The 20,864-nt window shown below is 35.3% G+C and carries 16 protein-coding genes; 8 read left to right on the top strand and 8 right to left on the bottom strand.

Annotated features, from left to right (window positions below; genetic code table 11):
• Nucleotides 1-49: 49 nt before the first annotated feature.
• Nucleotides 50-1,405: a Mur ligase family protein gene (locus CSC80_RS02925; RefSeq protein WP_091606642.1), complete on the top strand. Its 1,356-nt coding sequence runs from the start codon at nt 50-52 to the stop codon at nt 1,403-1,405.
• A gap of 106 nt (nt 1,406-1,511) precedes the next feature.
• Here the strand turns inward: CSC80_RS02925 and CSC80_RS02920 are convergent, their stop codons facing one another.
• The gene (locus CSC80_RS02920) at nt 1,512-1,955 is read right to left on the bottom strand and encodes a DUF1569 domain-containing protein (RefSeq protein WP_091606640.1); all 444 of its coding nucleotides are present in this window, start codon (nt 1,953-1,955) and stop codon (nt 1,512-1,514) included.
• Between the two features lie 57 nt (nt 1,956-2,012).
• Here CSC80_RS02920 and radC point away from each other — a divergent pair, with 57 nt between their 5' ends.
• The 6 genes from radC (at nt 2,013) to CSC80_RS02890 (ending at nt 7,703) form a co-directional block, all read left to right on the top strand.
• A complete protein-coding gene (gene radC / locus CSC80_RS02915) occupies nt 2,013-2,711 on the top strand; it encodes a DNA repair protein RadC (protein ID WP_058103845.1) in 699 nt (232 codons plus the stop codon).
• Nucleotides 2,712-2,759: 48 nt separating this feature from the next.
• A complete protein-coding gene (locus tag CSC80_RS02910) occupies nt 2,760-4,013 on the top strand; it encodes a polysaccharide deacetylase family protein (protein ID WP_236973313.1) in 1,254 nt (417 codons plus the stop codon).
• On the top strand, nt 4,000-4,689 hold the full coding sequence (locus CSC80_RS02905) for a YjjG family noncanonical pyrimidine nucleotidase (RefSeq protein ID WP_099189640.1): 690 nt from the start codon (nt 4,000-4,002) through the stop codon (nt 4,687-4,689). Before CSC80_RS02910 ends, CSC80_RS02905 begins: the two co-directional genes overlap by 14 nt.
• Before the next feature lie 49 nt (nt 4,690-4,738).
• Nucleotides 4,739-5,284, top strand: a complete 546-nt coding sequence (locus tag CSC80_RS02900; RefSeq protein ID WP_091606629.1) for a hypothetical protein — start codon at nt 4,739-4,741, stop codon at nt 5,282-5,284.
• Entirely contained in the window at nt 5,281-6,723 is a 1,443-nt protein-coding gene (locus tag CSC80_RS02895; RefSeq protein WP_099189638.1) for a DUF5723 family protein, read from the top strand. Before CSC80_RS02900 ends, CSC80_RS02895 begins: the two co-directional genes overlap by 4 nt.
• Before the next feature lie 77 nt (nt 6,724-6,800).
• Nucleotides 6,801-7,703: a hypothetical protein gene (locus CSC80_RS02890; protein ID WP_099189636.1), complete on the top strand. Its 903-nt coding sequence runs from the start codon at nt 6,801-6,803 to the stop codon at nt 7,701-7,703.
• On the opposite strand, the gene CSC80_RS02885 is transcribed toward CSC80_RS02890, so the two are convergent.
• The gene (locus tag CSC80_RS02885) at nt 7,700-8,977 is read right to left on the bottom strand and encodes a replication-associated recombination protein A (RefSeq protein WP_099189634.1); all 1,278 of its coding nucleotides are present in this window, start codon (nt 8,975-8,977) and stop codon (nt 7,700-7,702) included. The two genes, CSC80_RS02890 and CSC80_RS02885, sit on opposite strands and share 4 nt — an antisense overlap.
• A gap of 138 nt (nt 8,978-9,115) precedes the next feature.
• Here CSC80_RS02885 and CSC80_RS02880 point away from each other — a divergent pair, with 138 nt between their 5' ends.
• The gene (locus CSC80_RS02880; RefSeq protein ID WP_099189632.1) at nt 9,116-9,865 is read left to right on the top strand and encodes a rhomboid family intramembrane serine protease; all 750 of its coding nucleotides are present in this window, start codon (nt 9,116-9,118) and stop codon (nt 9,863-9,865) included.
• Between the two features lie 3 nt (nt 9,866-9,868).
• Here the strand turns inward: CSC80_RS02880 and rlmB are convergent, their stop codons facing one another.
• The 6 genes from rlmB to CSC80_RS02850 all read right to left on the bottom strand — a co-directional run bounded on the left by rlmB (nt 9,869) and on the right by CSC80_RS02850 (nt 20,757).
• On the bottom strand, nt 9,869-10,603 hold the full coding sequence (gene rlmB / locus CSC80_RS02875; RefSeq protein ID WP_058103837.1) for a 23S rRNA (guanosine(2251)-2'-O)-methyltransferase RlmB: 735 nt from the start codon (nt 10,601-10,603) through the stop codon (nt 9,869-9,871).
• Between the two features lie 65 nt (nt 10,604-10,668).
• Nucleotides 10,669-11,415: a hypothetical protein gene (locus CSC80_RS02870; protein WP_058103836.1), complete on the bottom strand. Its 747-nt coding sequence runs from the start codon at nt 11,413-11,415 to the stop codon at nt 10,669-10,671.
• 62 nt (nt 11,416-11,477) lie between these two features.
• Complete coding sequence (locus CSC80_RS02865) at nt 11,478-14,849, bottom strand: VCBS repeat-containing protein (RefSeq protein ID WP_099189630.1); 3,372 nt, start codon at nt 14,847-14,849, stop codon at nt 11,478-11,480.
• Nucleotides 14,850-14,938: 89 nt separating this feature from the next.
• On the bottom strand, nt 14,939-15,805 hold the full coding sequence (locus CSC80_RS02860) for a hypothetical protein (protein WP_099189627.1): 867 nt from the start codon (nt 15,803-15,805) through the stop codon (nt 14,939-14,941).
• A gap of 11 nt (nt 15,806-15,816) precedes the next feature.
• Nucleotides 15,817-17,493: a SusD/RagB family nutrient-binding outer membrane lipoprotein gene (locus CSC80_RS02855; RefSeq protein ID WP_058103833.1), complete on the bottom strand. Its 1,677-nt coding sequence runs from the start codon at nt 17,491-17,493 to the stop codon at nt 15,817-15,819.
• Nucleotides 17,494-17,523: 30 nt separating this feature from the next.
• Nucleotides 17,524-20,757 carry a SusC/RagA family TonB-linked outer membrane protein gene (locus CSC80_RS02850; RefSeq protein WP_071341360.1) on the bottom strand — a complete coding sequence of 1,078 codons (3,234 nt, stop codon included), beginning with the start codon at nt 20,755-20,757 and terminating at the stop codon, nt 17,524-17,526.
• Between the last annotated feature and the right edge of the window lie 107 nt (nt 20,758-20,864).

The following is a 20,864-nucleotide window of genomic DNA, read 5'->3' as shown; positions in this document are numbered from 1 at the left end:
CCATAGATTTAATTGGACAATACGTATCTTTGCCACCTAAAATTTAGGAATGCGAATACATTTTATTGCGATAGGAGGAAGTGCCATGCATAACTTAGCGTTGGCCTTGGAACATAAAGGATACATTATTACAGGAAGTGATGATGTCATTTTTGAACCTTCTAAATCTAGATTGGATGCCAAGGGATTATTACCTGATGAATTTGGTTGGTTTCCTGAAAAAATCACTATGGATCTAGATGCAATTGTACTTGGTATGCATGCAAAAGCAGATAATCCTGAATTGTTGAAAGCCCAAGATTTAGGAATTACCATTTATTCTTATCCTGAATTTTTATATGAACAATCAAAAAATAAAACTAGGGTAGTAATTGGTGGTAGTCACGGTAAAACCACCATTACCTCAATGATTTTGCATGTACTTAATTTTCATGATATTGATGTGGATTATATGGTAGGTGCACAATTAGATGGTTTTGATCGCATGGTGCATTTAACAGAGGATAATGATTTTATCGTTTTAGAAGGCGATGAATACCTGTCATCTCCAATAGATAGGCGACCTAAATTCCATCTGTATCAACCTAATATTGCCTTACTAAGTGGAATTGCCTGGGATCATATTAATGTATTTCCAACTTTTGAAAATTATGTAGAGCAGTTTAAAATATTTGTAGATAGTATTGTAAACGGTGGTTCTATTACTTATAATGTTGAAGATGATACTGTAAAAGATGTAGTAGAGTCCTCTGAAAATGCCATTAGAAAATTACCATATTCCACACCAGAATATACTGTAGAAGACGGAGAAACCCTTTTAGAAACTAATGAGGGACCAATGCCAATTGAGGTTTTTGGTAAACATAATTTAAGCAACTTAGCGGGGGCAAAATGGATTTGCCAGAATATGGGAGTAGATGAGGAAGATTTTTATGAGGCCATAGCTACATTTAAAGGCGCATCTAAAAGATTGGAGAAAATTGCAGAAGGAGCAACCAGTATTGCGTATAAGGATTTTGCACATTCACCAAGTAAAGTTGCGGCAACTACCAGAGCAGTTAAAGAACAATACCCAAATAGAAAACTGACAGCCTGTTTGGAGTTACATACTTACAGCAGTTTTAATCCAGAATTTTTAAAGGAATATAAGGGCGCCTTAGATGCTGCAGATGAAGCGGTCATTTTCTTCTTGCCAGAATCTGTAGCCATAAAGAAATTAGAGGCGGTGACCGCTGATCAAATATCAGAAGCATTTCAACGCAACGATTTAAAAATCTTTACGGACGCCAAATCATTTCATGATTATTTAGAAACACAATCTTACAAGGATACTACGCTGTTATTAATGAGTTCAGGTAATTATGGCGGATTCGATTTAAACAAATTGCACGGGTTGTTGAGTTAAGGAGGAATACAAAGTTGGAATAAAGTAAAGGGTAAAGAGAACAAAGTATGAAGTCTTTTTGAACTTGATTTTGTTTCTATCCAACAACCAACAACCAACAACCAGGTTATACTCCAAACTGCTTTAAATGATGGTCAAGGTGTTTGTATTGAACTTGACCCCACTGTTCTTTTGTAAAAGTACCAAAAGCTGGGTGTGGGTGCCATTCTTCTCTGTCTTTTACGGCATAAAAATCGCTCACCAATTTTTTTAATAGTTTATGCTCCGTTTCAAAGTCTTTATCTTCCTTAGCTTTTAATTGTGGAGCTGTAGGCATATTTTTTCTCCACGGTTTGTCATTGTACAATGATTTTTTGAAGAAAGTCTTTATGAACCAATTTCCTTTTGAATTGTTAGGTTTGTTTTTAATAGCCAATTGTAGAGGGTATTGACAGTGCCAGCACATTTGACCAACGCTCATTTTACCCCATCCTTTTTCTGAGTTTAGGGTTAAAAGATCAATTCTTTGATTAATTTCTTCGTATGCTTCTTTTGTTAATAATGATTTCATGATTTTAATTTGATGTATAAATTTAGCATAAAATAATTTGTTCTGTATCTTTAGCCAATGCAGGATAAATCCGTTTCGTTCTCCATAAAAAATTGGTCAGATGATGATAAGCCAAGAGAAAAGCTGGTCAACAAAGGCCGTGCTGTTTTGTCCGATGCAGAATTGATCGCTATTTTGATAGGTTCGGGTAGTAGATCAGAAAGCGCAGTTGAGCTTTCAAAACGTATTTTGGCATCGGTGGATAACAATTTAAATGAATTGGGTAGATTGTCCATAAAGCAGTTAATGGCTTTCAAAGGTATTGGCGAAGCCAAAGCAGTAAGCATTGCGGCAGCTTTAGAGGTGGGTAGAAGAAGAAGAGGTGAAGATGCTCCTAAAATTGAGAAAATAGGTAGTAGTAAAGACGCTTACCATATTTTACATCCCATGCTGGGAGAATTGGAACATGAAGAATTCTGGATTCTTTTTCTCAACAATTCCAATAAAGTGTTACATAAGGCTCAATTGAGTAAAGGTGGTATAACAGGTACCCTTGTAGATGTGAGAATTGTAATGAAACAGGCGTTAGAGTTAGGTGCGGTTGCTATAATATTAGCCCATAACCATCCATCTGGCACTTTGAGACCTAGTGCAGCAGATAAACAGATTACCCAAAAGATTAAAACGGCCAGTGAAACTTTAGATATTAAAGTGTTGGACCATTTGATCATTACCCAAAAAAGTTACTATAGCTTTGCAGATGAAAATATGCTATAAATGTTATTGATCTACACACATAAAATAACACCGCGCCTTACCTATGTTATGAGGCATATCTTTGTGGGTATTTTGGGGATTGAGATTGATTTCACCACCAAAGTCGAAGATTTTATAAAACATACGGGGGCAAAAATCACGTATACAAAACAGCCCTTACAGAATGAATTTTTTGTTCGTAGTAATGAATTGTTGTTTGAGCAAGGCATTAACGATGTTCAATTGAACATTGGTGATTGGGAAGGTACACCTTGCTTTTTTCAGACAGGTGATAAAAGTACTTTACCTTTCGATATTTTTGCTGCCAGTTTTTTTATGCTTTCTAGGTATGAAGAGTATTTGCCACACGTAAAGGATATTCATGGCAGATTTTCTCCTAAAGATAGTGTAGCCTACCAGAATGGTTTTCTTTTAAAACCAGTTGTTGATATTTGGGCCTATAAATTATTAGAAGCACTAAAGGAACGTTTTGAAGATTTGGAATTTAAACACAAATCTTATGACTTTATATCCGTTATAGATGTAGCTACATCACATTGTTATGCAAACCGGGGCGTTGTACGTGGTTTGGTGGGTATGTTGATGGATTTGGGGACGTTGAAATTTAAACGTGTTTACGAGCGTATTGCAGTAGGATTGAACAGACAAAAAGATCCTTATGACAATTATGCAGAGCTCATAGATTTACATAAAAGATATAAGGTAAAATGTAATTTCTTTTTTCAATTTGCAGATTATTCCAAGTACGATAAAAATGTTTCTACCAATAGTATGAAATTTAAGTCGCTTATAAAGTACGTGGCAGATTATGTGCCCGTTTCCATGGCGGCGAGTTATAGTTCATTTTCGGATTTAGAGCTGTTGAAGAAAGAAAAGGCAAATTTGGAAGAGGTCATAAATAGACCAGTGAACAATTCTAAAATGAGATATAATAGGGTAGATGTGCCACAAACCTATCGTAATTTAATTGCAGCCGAGTTTACAAATGATTATACCATGGGATATACCTTTGAACTTGGGTTTAGGGCCGGAACATGCACGGCATTTCAGTTTTATGATATACCATTAGAGGTAAAGCAGCCAATAAAAATACATCCGTTTGCTATACATGATATTTCATTATCAAAAATTAAAAAGGACAACGATGTTTTAAGTCAGGTAAAAGCGTTGACTAATGAGGTACGTAAAGTAAATGGTACGCTTATTACAATGTTCTCTAATGAGGTCTTAGGCAATAAAGAAGATAGGGATTGGATGTCTTTATATGCCGAAATAATCAAACAACAATATGTTCCACAATAAGGTTACCAATGTTTTCTTTGATCTAGATCATACCCTTTGGGATTTTGACAAGAACTCTGCAAATACATTTCAGAAAATTTTTAACGAGCAAAATATCGATATAGAACTGCATGATTTTTTAGCAGTTTATGTACCTGCTAATCTCAAGTTTTGGAGACTTTTCCGTGAAGAGAAGATAACCAAAGCAGAATTACGCTACCAAAGATTAAAATCTGTTTTCGATGAATTGGATTACCCGGCTTCTGATGAGGTCATTCATTTATTATCCGAAGAATACATTAATCACTTGTCTTCATTTAATGCTTTGTTTCCTAATACTATTGAAGTATTGAACTATTTACGACCTAAGTATAAGCTACATATCATTACCAATGGTTTTCAAGAGGTACAAGAAAGGAAACTAAGAAATTCTGGGATTTATGATTTTTTTGACCAAATTATAGATTCTGAGATGGCGGGAGTCAAAAAACCAAATCCTATCATTTTCAATTTAGCTTTAAATAAGGCAGGTGCCACACCTGAATGTTCAATTATGATCGGAGATAGTCTAGAGGCGGATATCATGGGGGCAAAAGCTTTGGGTTTTTATACCATTCATTTTAATGCGCATAAAGAAAAAAAGCATGATCTGTCACCTATTATTTATGATTTGGAAGAAATAAAATCGTTTTTATAGAGTTACTAATAGTACAGATTTCTGTCTTATTTTAAACTTCGTAGGGTCGATGAAAGGGTTACGCACTATATATATGCTATTATTAGGTTTCCTAATATTAACCTCTTGTTCTGAAAATCAAGACTTTGATCAAATAGATGAGCTGGCCATTGTTCCTAGTTATGAAGCTAGTATTTTTTACGTAAAGGCTCAAGAGACTTTGATCAATAGAGTATCCGGACTCAATTTTTTTACCCAAGATTTTAATTTTGATGCGTTTGAAGAACCTTTTTTTACTGAGAGGGTAATATCCGGTGTGTTAACCTATGAGCTGGAAAATACAACAAGTAAACCTATTGAAATAAGACTTGAATTTTTAGATGTAAATGAAAATGTTATAGATACCGAAGTGTTTAGTATGGATCCGGCACCAACTTCTGTTTTAAGCAGAGATGTGGCATACGGTCCAACAGGTAAAAGTTTGGATATCATTAGAACAACATCTAAAATAAGATTGACCGCTGTTAATTTAGGGGATAATAGTAGTGAATCCGATATTCCAGACTCGGCAATAGAGCTTCGTTCTAGTGCACAATTTACATTAGAACTGCAATGAGATTCAACCATTGCCTTTTTGTTATTGCTATTTGTTTTGTAGTGGGTGTCAGAGCTCAAAATAAACAACTGCTCTATGATTTTAACGAAATACCTCAATCACTTTCCTTAAACCCTGGTGTTGAATCAGATTTTAAATGGTTTGCAGGTGTACCCTTGCTATCCGGTATTTCCGGTAATTTTGGGTCTAACGGTATTTCTGTTCATGACCTCTTTGCAGATGATGGTTTGGACATTAATGTAAAATTTAGGGAGCGTGCCTTAAATAGTCTTGGTCCAAGAGATGAGTTTAGCACAACAGTTCAATTAGAATATCTTACGGGCGGTTTTAGAGGTAGAAATCCTAATTACTTCTTTTCTTTTGGAGGGTATTTGGAAATGGATAATATTACTTACTGGCCCCAAGACTACGCTTTTTTAGTTTTTGACGGCAATGCAGGGCAGCTAGGGAGACGTTATAATTTAGGAGACCTAAAAACCCGTGGGTCTTTGGTAAACGTTTTACATTTTGGGATAAACAAAAAGGTAGACCGTTATTTAACCATAGGTGCTAGGGGAAAAATTTATTCTGGTATTGTGGATTACAGTTCAACGCGTAACAGTGGGTCCTTAAGAAACATAGAAGGTCGGAATAATATTATATCATCAACCTTAAATGCCGATCTGCTTTTACAGACCTCTGGTTTTCAAGATTTGGATAATGCAAGCGATGATGATTTACTTACCAATGAAATTATAAATAGGGCGCTTTTTGGTGGAGACTTAGGTGTAGGAATTGATGTTGGGTTTACTTACCATTTGAGTGAAAGAACTACGGTAACAGGTAGTTTGTTAGATATAGGTTTTATATACCATTCTAGTGATCCTAAAAGTTACAGTTTAGAAGGAAATACCACTGTTGAAGGTATAGAGATAGATATTTTAGAAAATTTTGCCAGTCTGGATAGGGATTTTTGGCAAGATTTGGTAGATGAAGTTGAAGCTGCTGTGCCATTTGATACAAATACTAAAAACTATATCACTTTTAGACCAACAAAGCTATATGCTTCTATTAGAAATGATTTTGGAGAACCTGTTGGTAATAGTGGACTGCAGAATTGTGATTGTACGGCGGGATCTTCTGGTGGAGGAGAATTGAGAACAAAGTATAGAAATTCTTTTGGGGGACAATTCTATATGATCAATAGGCCAAGGGGACCACAAATGGCTTTAACTGGGTTTTATACACGTAGAATAGGCAATATTTTGGCATTTAAAGGTACTTATACTGTAGATAAATTTAGTTATACCAATTTAGGCTTAGGGATGAATCTACAGGCCGGACCCGTTAATTTTTACATAATGGCAGACAACTTATTATCTTATAATAATATAGCCGATAGTAACTATGCCTCTTTTCAGTTCGGTTTAAATATCATTTCATGGGGTAGTGGAAAATAGTACATCTTCTTACCTCTATTTTAATTTTTTGGCATGCTTTTTTCATATATTACATTGAATTTAAATTTTATGTCGTTTTGAAAACAGTTATTACAATTCTTCTTACATTCATTGGGTATGCAACTTTTGCCCAAGCAAACTTGGACGATTACAAGTATATTATTGTTCCAAAAAAGTTTGATGCTTTCAAGAACATGAACGAGCATCAAACAAGTACATTGATAAAATACCTTTTTACGGGTAAAGGTTTTACTACGGTATATGACGATCAATTACCGGAAGATTTAAAATTCAACAGATGTTTAGGTGTAATTGCAGATCTGCAAGATGATAGTACTATGTTTTCTACCAAAACGATCATCAATTTGATTGATTGTAATGACAACATTGTGTACAGTAGTATGCAGGGCATTAGTAAAGAAAAGCAATATAAAGTGGCCTACAATGAAGCTATTAGGGAATCTATGCGTTCATTTAATGGAATGAATTATTCATACAGTGGTAAAAATGAAAAGAATGAGGCTATTACGGTTAGTTACAAAAATGATGTTAAAAAGTTGGACCCATCTTCTGCCAAAAAGGTAATAGAAGCAGAAAAAGAAATGGCAGATATGCCGGTTAAAAAAGAAGCTACCGTTGTTTCAGAAGAAACCGAGAAAACACAGTATTATAAAGATCGTACTCCCGTAGCATCTAATATTAAAAAGGCGGAAATGGATAAGCCGGCTCTTAAGAGTTTAGAGGTTAATAAGTCTGCAATTAAAGATATTTGGTATGCACAAGCTACTGAAACCGGATATCAATTGGTAGATAGTTCGCCTAAAGTGAGAATGAATTTAATGAACAGTTCTACGGAAAATGTTTTTATGGCAAAGACCGATTCTAAGAATGGTATGGTTTACCAAAAAGATGGTACTTGGGTTTTTGAATATTATGAAAACGATACTTTGGTTAAAGAAGAACTGAATATTAAGTTCTAAAAATCATACTTGTCTTTCCATCTGTTCTTTAGAAAATCGCTAAGGTTTTTTTCTCTCGCATTGTTACCAGGTTTGTAAAATGTAGTACCGGTAATTTCATCCGGTAAAAATTCTGCATTCACAAAATTGTTCTGGTAATCATGGGCATATTTATATTCTTGACCATAACCAAGATCTTTCATTAGCTTTGTAGGTGCATTTCTTAAAGGTAGAGGAACAGATAGGTTACCTGTTTGCTTAACTGTCTGTTGTGCTTTGCCTATTGCCATATAACTGGCATTACTCTTTGCCGACGTAGCTAAATAGATAGCACATTGGCTAAGTATTATACGTGCTTCTGGATAACCTATAGTTGTTACCGCCTGAAAAGTGGTGTTCGCCATGACCAAAGCCGTAGGGTTTGCCAAACCAATATCCTCAGAGGCAGAGATGAGCATTCTACGCGCAATGAATTTAATATCTTCACCACCTTCTATCATACGAGCCAACCAATATACTGCTCCATTAGGGTCACTACCGCGTATAGATTTAATAAATGCAGAAACAATATCATAATGCTGCTCTCCTGTCTTATCGTATAGTACGGTGTTTTTCTGAACCTTGGAAAGTACCAATTCATCGGTGATAACAACGGTGTCGCTTTCTTCAGAATTAACTACCAATTCAAAAACATTTAATAGTTTTCTGCCATCTCCTCCAGATATTCGTAATAAAGCTTCAGTTTCCTTAAGATCTATTTTTTTAGACTTTAATATCGAATCCTTCTCCATTGCCCTTTTGATAAGGTTTTCCAAGTCGGTTTTTCCAAAGGCATTTAAAATATATACTTGGCAACGAGAGAGTAAAGCGGGTATTACTTCAAAACTAGGATTTTCGGTAGTGGCACCAATTAATGTGACCCAACCTTTTTCTACGGCCGCTAAAAGTGAATCCTGTTGAGACTTACTAAAACGGTGTATCTCATCAATAAACAAAATCGGATTTTTTGCAGTGAATAGACCACCGGCTTGTTTAGCTTTATCTATAACTTCGCGTATGTCCTTAACTCCGCTATTAATAGCACTAAGAACATAAAAAGGTCTTTTGCTTTCTTCCGCTATAATATTGGCCAAAGTTGTTTTTCCCGTGCCAGGAGGTCCCCATAAAATTAAAGAGGGAATAATACCCTTCTTAATTTGATGCGTAAGCGAGCCTTTCTCACCCACCAAATGGTGTTGACTAATATATTCGTCTAATGTTTTAGGGCGTACACGTTCAGCTAAAGGTTCGTTCATATTACAAAAATATGATAATCTTAAAAGAGATTATAAAGTTAATAGCCAATTGATCGTTAAGTAAGTATTGAAATGACAATATGACCAATTAATATAGATTGGTAGTATAATTGTAATTTATATAATAAAAAATAGCTTATGTCAGAAATGGCACATTTTAAATTTTCCAATAATGTTGTTGCCGTACCACTTTTGGCAATGATTATGATATGGGCGGTATACTGGGTAGAACTTTCCTTAGGTGTTAATTTTAATGAACTTGGGGTAATGCCAAGAACATTAACCGGTTTACGTGGCATAGTATTTAGTCCGTTCATTCATGGGTCTCAAGAACATTTATATAACAATACCATACCCTTGGCAATATTGCTCTCGGCACTAATGTATTTTTATAGAAGTGTGGCTTGGAAAGTCATATTTTATGGCATTCTTTTATCTGGCTTTATGACTTGGGTCATAGGAAGAACATCTTATCATATTGGTGCAAGCGGACTTATTTATGTTTTAGCCAGTTTTATATTCTTTAAAGGAATTTTTAGCTCATACTTTAGACTTGTAGCACTTTCTTTAATTGTAGTCTTTATTTATGGTAGTATGCTTTGGTATATATTCCCGGTTAAAGAAGGTATGTCGTGGGAAGGGCATTTAGCCGGTTTTATTACCGGTTTGTTTTTAGCGAAAGTAGTTAAAGCACATATTCCTAAAACAACTAAGTTTGATTGGGAAAAAGATGATTACAATGAAGATGACGACCTTTTTTTACAACATTTTGATGAAAATGGAAATTTTAGGGAGTTGCCAAAAGACGATGCTGAAGTCAATGAAGAAACATTGAAAATCAACTACATCTATAAAGATAACGGTGATAATAAAAGTAGTGAAGTATGAAAATTATAGACGCTGGCGAACAGCTTCATATAAAAATACTGCACATGCCACGGATACATTTAGTGATTCAATTTCTCCTAATAAGGGAAGTTTGGCTCTGTAATCTGAAGCTTTTAAAATTGATGGTGTAATACCACGGTCTTCCGCTCCCATTACTATGGCAATAGAATCTTTGAAGGGTACATCATATACGGAGTCATCTGTTTTTTCTGTAGCCGATACAACTTTTATTCCCGATGCTTGTAAATAAAACACAGCATCTTTTAAGTGGTCAACCTTTGCAATGGGAACTTTATAGGCAGCCCCGGCACTGGTCTTTATAGTATCTGCCGTAACAGGAGCAGCACCTTTCTTTTGAACGATAATACCATCAACACCGGTACATTCCGCTGTTCTAATAATAGCACCAAAATTGCGAACATCAGAAAGTTGGTCTAACAATAGAAATAGGGCAGGACCCTCTTTTTCGCTTGCTTTTTCTACTAAATCTTCAAGGGTATGAAATGAAATAGGGGAGATATTGGCAACGGCACCTTGGTGATTGTTTTTGGTAAGTCTATTTAATTTTTCAACAGGTACGTATACCATATTGATTTCATTACGTCGCAATAAACCTTCCAATTCTTTCATAAGATCTCCTTTAAGACCTTTTTGTAGAAATACCTTATCTATTTCCTCATTGGAGTTAACGGCTTCTATGATGGCTCTTAAGCCATAAATTTGAGTGGTTTTTTGCATGGAGCAAAGGTAAATAAAAACCGCCCAACTATTGTTGGGCGGTGATTAATCTTAAGATTTAAATTTTAACTGTTTAAGTAGTCAAAAACTTTTGCTAAATCTTGCTCGTTCTTAATATTTAGATTGTTCTCCTTTAAAAAGATTTTTAAATCTTCTCTTTTAGAGGCATCTATTAATTTTAAAAGCTTTTTATTTTTTTGAGGTATCTGATCAATTCTATTTACACCATCTTTTTGAAAATAATATTCTGTAAATTTAGTAAACCTACTAGGAACTGCTGCTACAAATGAATTTTGTGCAGGTTGACCTTCGGTAAATTTAACAAGTGTTCTTTGGTACAAATCGTATGTATTTCCTTTTTGTAGCAAGGTTAAATAGCCATTTATAGTTTCATTTTTTTCAGTAACAAAAGTTTTGAAACTTAAAGGTTTTGCATTGATAAGTAAACTAACTTCCTTGTCCTTAACTAAGGCTTTGTACGGTTCGTCTTCAGAAGAGGTTTTTTTAATTTCTATTTCTTCGTTCAAAGCATTGTACCTGTAATAAATATTACCAACAACTTCGTCATTATATTTTAAGATGGTTGGGGCAAACGTATTGGATGTGTAGGGTGAGCCTTGAAATTTATCCAAGTCTATTTCTCTTCTTTTTTGGTAGGCTTCATTAACTGGCCCTAAGAAGTTGGCTATAGCAGCACCAGCGGCCGCATTTTGACTAGCTCCTCCCATATTTGTTGGTACTTGGCCAGAATATTGAGCTTGTAAAGTTGTACTAACTATTGCTGTAATAGCTAACATTAAAATTTTTCTCATGGTATGGTTGTTTAAGATGTTTAATTTAGATATTTTTTTTAAACATCTTATAGTCAGTATGTTTAATTTTTTGTTAATTCGAAAGTTCTCAATTTATCGTTGTTTAAACCTGCAACAACTATCGTCTTTTCGTTGAATTTTAATGATTCCATACTTTTTACATTTCCTCTAAGATACATACCTGTTTTTCCTATGGAGGTGGTAGTATATCCATCTTTTCCGTTGGAAATTAATGCCAAACCGGTTATGGCATCAAGCCTTGGAGTTTCAACCTCTGTTTCATAGATGTTACCAGATAGTACGCAATCTTCAAAACCATCGTTGTTCAGGTCAAACAATAAAATTGCTAAAGTGGGAAATAATTGAGATTCATTAGGTAAGGTAACTTTTTCAAAAGTATTATTTCCTTGGTTCACCAATATTATGGAGTTAAAGTCTGTAGCTTCGCTTGTGTACGCATCTTTAAGTTTTTCTCCATAAATATCCTCCATAGTTGCATGTGCGAAATCATTATAGGTTGAAAATTTTTCTTTGATAAAAGGCATTTGCTGAGATGAACATTCTCTACCTCTAACAGGAACATAAGTTTCATGGTATTTCTTACTTAACACAACGTCGTTTATTCCGTTATTATCAAAATCGGTTGCAAATATTTTAAATGGTTTTTCTTCACTGGCAGTAAACTTTATATTTCTACCTACATTACCTACTATATAATCTTTGTTACCGTCATTGTTAATATCGGTTTCTTTTATTTTAAACCACCATCCTTTAGTATTTAGCACTGAGTTTTCTGATGCTAGACGTTGAAATTTTCCATTTTTGTTCTCAAAAATACCAATTGGCGTCCATTCCCCCACGGCAATAAAATCCTGCCATCCGTCATTGTTGAAGTCTGTAGTGATAATACTATTGATCAGTCCAAAATTCTCTAATTCCGGGGCAATAGTATTTGTAACATTTTTTAAAACACCGTTATCGTTTTCATATAATATGGATGCACTGAATTTTGGATAGTTGTGTGGTATGATTCTATTACCTACTAAAATATCGTTATCGCCATCTTTATCAAAATCCAATATGGTTACAGATTTACCACTTTTTGGAAAAGATTGTAAAATTGGTGTGTCACGTTTTTCAAAATTTCCTTTTCCGTCATTTATATATAGTCTATCTGCATAATATGAGGAGCTTTCTCCATATTCGTTACCACCACTAACTACATATAGGTCCAGATCGTTATCATTATCAAAATCAAAAAATACGGATTCGGCATCCTCTTTTTCCTTGTCTAATTCAAAAGATTGCTGTGGGTTCTTGACAAAACCATTTTCAGTTTGTAAAAATAAGGTACCTGTTTGCCTAGAGCCTCCACCAACATAAATATCTTCTTTACCATCACCATTGACATCCGCTTTAGCTATAAATGGACCAGTGTTAGACTGTTTGTAGGGTAGTAGAATTTCTTGCTCAAAATCGTCGTATGTTGTTTCTTGGTGACTGTAATTCAAGTTAAAATCAGTAGCGTTTTTTTGAGAAAAAAATGAGTTAAACGCTAGTGAAGATTTCACGTTTGGTACTACTGCTTTATCTTCAGAGAACGTTAAAAATGAGTTGGCTTTTATATTGTATTTGTATGATATTTTTCCACTAAGCCATTCTACCTTAACTGTGTCAATGACGGTTGTTGTACCAATACCAAAATGGGCAGCGTTTTCTTGTGAGGACATGTACCCTCTAACTCTTTTTATCTCATTAAATTGCTGTTTTTCAGCATATGAAATGGTTACTTTGGCAAAAGATTCGGGTGTAGAAGCCGAAGTGGTAACTTTCAAGAAATTGCCTAATTGGTTTTCAACCGTGTTATTTTTGTATACCAACGCTTCTTGGTCAATATTGTTGATCACTAGGTCTAAATCACCGTCGTTGTCAAAATCAGCTTGTGCGGCACCATTGCTAAAGGTAAGTTCATTTAATCCCCACTCAGTACTTACTTCTTGAAATTCTAAGTTTCCGTTATTTTGATACATTAAATTGCTAAGACTTTCAGAAGGCATTTCATTGTAAAGTTGTTGCTTTAAATTAATGGGTATGTTTCCTCCATATTTTATTTTGGCGTTATATACTTTGTTCTGAAAATCATTATCTAATGCATACTTGCGGTAACCGTTGGTAATGAATACATCTTTTGTGCCATCGTTATTATAGTCTGACATTAAAACAGACCAGCTCCAATCAGAGCTCGCCATACCGGTTAATTGTGAGATGTTGGAATAATGGTTTTTATCTTGATTAAGCTGTAAGGAGTTAAACATGTATTGATGTTGAAATCCGGCTGTTTTTGTTAAGAAGTCGAATCTCTCTGTACTCATAGATGCCATAAGGGTTTTAGCCCTAAAATGGTCGTTCGAAGCCATATCTAATACAAATATATCTTGTAAGTTGTCATTGTTGATATCGCCAATGTCCAAGCCCATACCGTAAAATGAAATTTGTTGTGTTAATTGATTGACTTGGTTTGTGAATTTGCCTTTTTGATTATTGATGTATATAGCATCGGGCAGGTAGTAATCACTTGAAAGGTAGATGTCCAAATAACCATCGGAATTTATATCGGATACACAAAGACCTAGACCGAATATCGGGTTTTCTAGTCCTACTTCTTTTGTGACATCCACATATTTGCCATTGACATTTTTGTAAAAATGGCTGCTATTGAAATACTTAGATTCTTTGGTGGTATTTACTGTTTTTAATAAGGATATTGGGTCTAAACCATATAATTCATTTTCGTTCATGACTATGCAATCTAAGTCACCGTCGTTGTCAAAATCGAAAAATGCAGTTTGTGTAGAAATTCCAGGATCGTTTAAACCATACTCTGTGGCACTTTCCGTAAAAGTTAAGTCTTGGTTATTAATATATAAGAGGTTGTTTCTATTACTTCTATTGTTAGGGCCGCCCTGTGATACATATATATCTTGCCACCCATCATTGTTAATGTCTACGAAAGTAACACCGTTGCACCATTTTTTATTAATGTTGATACCGGCGGTAGAGGAGATGTCTTCAAACTTAAAATTCCCTTTATTTAGATATAATTTATTGTTAACCTGATTTCCGGAAAAGAAAATATCTAATAAACCGTCATTATTAATATCTTCCACGCCTACGCCAGCCCCATTGTAGAAATAATCAAAATTAAAAACGTTTTCATAAGTTTCAACATTCTCAATTAAGTTATTGCTAAAGTCTATAGCACTATGTTCACTGGTGATTTTTTCAAAAATTTTTGTTGTTTCTTTTTTATTTACAGCAATTTCTTTTGAGTTGCTATTTGTTTGTTCAGAGCACGAGTGCATTATTAGGAGTAATGACAAAATTAGAATTTTCGTCATTTTCTTTATTCTATTGAACTCTAATACAAATTTCATAAGGGGAAGTTATATGTTGTTGTAAACAAAATAGCTGCCTTAATTTTTAAATAAGGCAGCTATATTAATGAATGAAATATTATTTAAGACTACCCTCCACAGATATTCAATGTTTGAACACCTACAGCTGGCGTTGGACCGTCAGAAAGGGCTAATTCTCCAGTTGGCGCAATAATTTCATAAGTAATTTCACCATCCCAGTCACCTGAAGAAAATGCTAAAGTAAATTCAGCTGTTCCCTCTGGTACTGTAAATGTTTGAGAACCGGCAGCACCACTATCAAGAGTGTAAGATGTTTCAACACCATCAATAACAATATCAATAGAAGCTCCGTTCCATCCATCACCATAACTATCTTCCATTTCAATAGTGTACTCACCTGCAACTGGTGCTGGAGGAATACATTTTATGATAGGTGCATAGAAATAAGGTGCATTAAAGAAAGAACCTGTGATTGTACCTGTACTATCATCATTGGTAAAGGTTCTTCCGTCAGTTAAAGTTAAAATTAAACGGAATTGAATAGCATCTCCACCGTCAAAATCACCTTCAACTAAACCTAGTTGAGAAAGTGCGTTAGCTAAAGTGGTTTCATAACTAGCTCTAGGTAAACCAAATTCACCATCTGTAAAATCTGCAGGTAAGAAAGTTTCAATTAGAATTTCGTCTACAGTGGAATCACCATTAGCTTCAGTATTATCTTCAAAGCTAATATATAGATCTACTTTCTCCAAAAGATCACCATCTTCGTAATCTTGCTCTTCAAATGTAAACCCATAGGTAGTTGAAGTATCAAAACGATCAAAAATACCGTCTGCTTCAATTGTTCTAAGAATTGCACCTCTAGTTGTTTCGTCAAAAACAGTGTCAATAACTTTGTCACCATCATCACATGATGATATTAGTAGCGTAGAAACACCTAGAATAGCGCCTAATATTTTATTGTTTATTTTCATTTTCTTATTTTTTAGTTAGCAGATGGGAATGCTGGTCCGGCTGGATTTGTATCCCAAAATACTTGAGTTGATAAATCTGATTTCTGCGATACATTTGAGTTTGTAATAACCTCTGTCTGAGGATACAAAAATGATCTTGGGAAAGCACCTGGATTTAACTCCCAGTTTGGAGCCAATGTAGTAGGGAAGCCAGTTCTTCTATAATAGTTATATGCTTCAACACCACCACCGTAAAGTGCTATCCAGTATTGTTCAGATAAAATATTCATTTGATCATCTCCTGTTGCCGCTAGGTAATCAGCAACTGTATCTTCAATGTAAGTAGTTACTTCATCATCAGAAGGGGCTACAGATAAATCTGCACCAGAATCCAATGATCCAAAACTTTGAACTTTAGCTATAGACTTGGTCATTGCAGACTCTAAGAAAGTTGCTTTTTCAGCTGCAGATGAAGCCATTTCAGCTTGCCAGAAATCAACATAAGATGCTAAGATGATCGGCTCTATACCGCCACCTCCGCCACCAAGGCCAAGACCTACAACATCAAAGCTGCTATCGTCAAAACGACCTCCTGCAGGGTAAACACCTACAGCTGTTCTTTGGAAACCATCTGGAGGAGTACCTTCATTGTTACCATGAGATCTACCCCAGTATCCGTTAGGTACGGAACAATAGATGAAACCGTCATAATGTGCCGGTGGTGTTGCTAAAGAACAAGCTAATAGCTCTTCATTGGCTGGTTCACCCGCAGCACCGGGAGTAGCACTTTCTTGACGATAGAAATAATATCTGATTCTAGGATCGTTTCGTACCATCATGTTGTTCATTAACCAATTATTTTGGTAAATGTTTGCACCACTTGTAGTATAATCATTCTGATAATCTGGGTGACGTGTATCTGGTTGTAATTCTCTAGTGCCATATTGCCATTGAAAATCATCTGCAGAATCAGCAATATATTCACCTCCAGCAATTATAGAATTAAATGTACTTGTGTCACCGGTAGTAACAGCAGCTTTTAATCTAATGGTGTTAATTAATTTAATCCAATTTTCAGTATCACCACCGTAAAAGAAATCTTCTCCACCTTGAGTAGCTGGGTCGGCTGCAAATAATGCTTCTGCTTCGCTTAAAAGGGCTAACGCTCCTGTATAAACATCTTGACCGTCATCTAACATTGGAGCAGGGAAATCAACTGGATTACCTGCTTCGCTCAATGTCGCTTTTCCAAGATAATCAACTAACAATAAAAGCATGTGTGCTTTTAATGTTTGACCTACAGCAATATGGAAAGAGTAATCAATATCACTTTCAGCATCTATAGTTTGCAAGTTGTCAACGTTAGGGAATATACCTAAATCTACAGTTGAGCTATAAACAGCGCCATTACCATCTGTACTACTGTACAAACGTTCCCAGATGTCATCAAACGTATCACCAGGGTATGTGTTAAAGTAGTTACGACCAAGCATGTAATCAATTCTAGTTAATTCAGAACCAATATCATTTATTGTATACATGTTAGCAACATATGCTAATTGAATTGAATTCAATAATAGGTTAGGATCTGCTTGATCAGCAGCAAGATCATTAGGGCTAGTCCTAAGATCTAGATCTGTTGTTTCACAAGAGTTGAATAACACTCCAGCTGCAAAAACAACGGTTATATATTTAATTATTTTTTTCATAATATTTCTATTAATTAAGATTAGCAATTTTTAAAAGGTTGCTTTAATACTAACTCCATATCTTCTAGAACTTGGACCGTTGATAAAGTCAAAACCTTGAGAGTTACCAACACCAGCACCTTGAATGTTTGGATCGAAGTTAGCTCCATCTGGTGTGTTGTAAGCATCATACCAAAGGTTAAATCCTTGGGCAGTGATCGTCAATGAACCGAAAGGAGTTCTTTCTAATGCTTTTGCAGGGAAAGTGTATCCTAAAGAAAGTTCTTGTAAACGTACTACAGAAGCATCATAAACTTTTAATTCTGTAGGTCCGAATAAGATGTTGTTGAAGTAGTAAGTAGAGTTATTGATCTGCTTATTGTTTACTTCTCCAGTGCTCTGAGATACACCAGGTAAAATATAAGTGTTCTCTCTATCTAAAGTTTCAGTAATTAAACCTCTACCTAATAATGTACCAATAGTGTTAGAAACTATGTCACCACCTTTGGTATGACTAAATTGAAAACCTAAATTCCAATTCTTGTAAGAAAGAGAGTTTATGATGTTCATAATATAGTCTGGGTTAGGATTTCCAATAATTGGAACATTACCATTAGCATCTACCTCTGTAGTTACATAATCACCACCATCATCAATTAAGAAGTTGCCATCCGCATCTCTTGCAATTGCATCACCTACAATAACACCTAATTGCTCACCTTTAATTGCGGCGTTACCACCTACTGATAAAGTTGAACTACCAGCATAGATAATGATATCTTGCTCTTGCTCAGTTACTATAAATTTGTTTTTAGTGAAGTTAGCTCTTGTGTTCCAGTTGAAGTTGTCACCTCTTACCCAGTCAACACCTAAATCTATTTCAATACCATCACCTTCTATTTTACCTACGTTACTTTGTGTGAAGGTAAAACCGGTTGAAGGAGAAAGAGGCTCTCTAACGATCAAGTCTTTTGTAGTTCTGTCAAAATATGTGAAATCTAAAGAAACTCTATTGTTAAAGAATTTAGATTCAAATCCTACTTCAAATTCTGATAATAGCTCAGGTTTTAAGTCAGGATTAGCTTTGAAAGCAGCAACTTGGTTGGTTGTAACTTCACCGCCTTCACCATATACTTGTGTATTTTGCTCAACAACACTTACCGTTGGATAAGCAGTTGGGAAAGTCGCAGACTGCCCTAAACCAGCTCTTAATTTCAAGAAGTTAAGACCTTTTTCAGATTTAATACCAGGCCAAGCAGCAGTAGGTAAGAAAGATGCACTAGCACTTGGATATGTTTGACTGTTGTTTTCTGTAGTTAAGTTAGAAACCCAGTCAGTTCTAGTAGATGCTGTAAGGAATAACATGTTGTCGTAGTCCAAAGTAACCTGTCCTAATAAACCAGCAATATTTCTTTTTTCAGAATATTGAATAGGGGATTGGTTAGAGTAGTTAAAATGTCTCTGTATGTCAAATACAATTTGACCAGTACTAGCAACACCTTGCTGATCAAAAGTTGTTGATCTTGTTGTAGCACCTGCGTTGAATGACAAACCTAATTTTTCAGATAAATCATAATTACCGTTAAGGGCTAAGTAGTGATCCCAAATCGTATTATTGTTATCATAGGTATTCAAGAAACCAAATATTGCACTTGTAAATGCAACACCACCCTTATTAGAGTATTGTTCATTTCTTTCGTTATAATAATCTAAACCTGCTCTATAGGTCATGTTTAGGTTATCATTGATATCATATTGTACAGAAGCATTCCAGAAAACACGTGTTGTTAACTGAGAGTATTTTACGTTATTTTCAGTCCAACGTGGATTAATGATATCGTTACCATTTCTATAGTATACACTAGAACCATCAATTGGGTTTTGGTAAGGTAATCCTAATAAATCAACACTACGAGGTGTGAAGTAAATGTTTCCAAAAATAGAAAGACCTGTAGTACCATTACCTTCACTCGCTGCAATTGGAGGTGAACTGTAATCTGTTCTCGAGTAGTTCATAGCTCCTGAAACTGTGAATTTATTCGATAATTTAGATCTACCACCTAAAGAAACGTTAGCTCTTGTTAAACCGTTTCCAGGTACGAAAGATTCATCATCTAAGTAACCAAAGTTTGCATTAAAGGTCGTATTTCCATCTTCTGATGCACCGTTAATGTTAACAGAAGTAGAGCTTACAGAACCTGGTTTGAAGTAATCTTCTACAGAATCGTAAGGTTTCCAGTCATATCTTGTTCCTTGTAATTCAGGAAAAGCTTCACGAGTAGCAGCAACTGCAGTACTACTATATGGGTGCTCTAAAGTACCATTTTCGTCAATCGCAGATTGTCTTCCCCAACCTGAAAGGCCGCTTTCTTCAAAACTTGGCCCCCAGTTACTGAAGAACCATCCAAATGCTTGATCAAAACCATTACCATATTCATCTTGATAGTCAGGTAAAGAAGCAAACTCATTAACAAAGTAAGATTGGTTTACTGTGATTTCAGTTTTCTTTTTACCACCTACAGAAGAACCTGCCTTAGTGGTAATCAAAATAACACCATTTTTACCTTGTGAACCATAAAGTGTTGCTGCCGCAAGACCTTTTAATACCTCAATTTTTGCAATGTTGTTTGGGTCTAAATCTAAAAATCTTGAAGAACCAGTGTTACCGGTTAAGAAGTTAGAACCACCACCATTTGTGTCTTGTGCATTAGTATCACTACTAAATGGTACACCATCAACAACAAAAAGGGCCTGGTTACTTCCACTAAAGGAGCTTAATCCCCTAACAACAACATTCGTTGCAGAACCAGACATACCACCTGCGGAAGTAATCTGTACACCAGATGCTTTACCTGATAATACACGGGCAACATCACCTTCAGCACGTGATTCCAAATCTTCTTCGTCTACAGATGATACTGCGAAACCTAAAGCTTTCTTCTCACGCTTAATACCTTGAGCGGTTACAACTACTTCTTCCAGCGCTTGTGCATCTTCTTCCATTTGCACATTTACTGTACTGCCAGCACCAACCGATTTTCTAACGGCTTTCTGACCAATGTAAGTAAATAATAATGTTTCGCCTTGTGAGGCCATAATGGAATAGTTACCATCGAAATCTGTTTGAGTACCTGTTGTGGTGCCTTCAACTACAATGTTAACCCCGGGCAAAGGAAGCCCTCCCTGATCAGTAACCGTACCGGATACTGTTTTTTGCTGTGCAAAAGAAATATGCACAACTAACGCCAATAGTAGCGTTAACAATCCATTTAGTTTTGTTCTCATTTTTAAATTATTTGAATTAGCTAGCGACAAACTTCACAATAATGTGTTAATAATGCAAGATAATTTTAATAAAACTTTAAGAACTTGTTATAAAATTCGGAGTTACA

Source organism: Maribacter sp. 6B07 (genome assembly GCF_002700155.1).
In the GTDB taxonomy this organism is placed as follows: domain Bacteria; phylum Bacteroidota; class Bacteroidia; order Flavobacteriales; family Flavobacteriaceae; genus Maribacter; species Maribacter dokdonensis.
The sequence above is the reverse complement of the archived record's forward strand: the minus strand, read 5'-3'. Positions and strand labels throughout refer to the sequence as shown.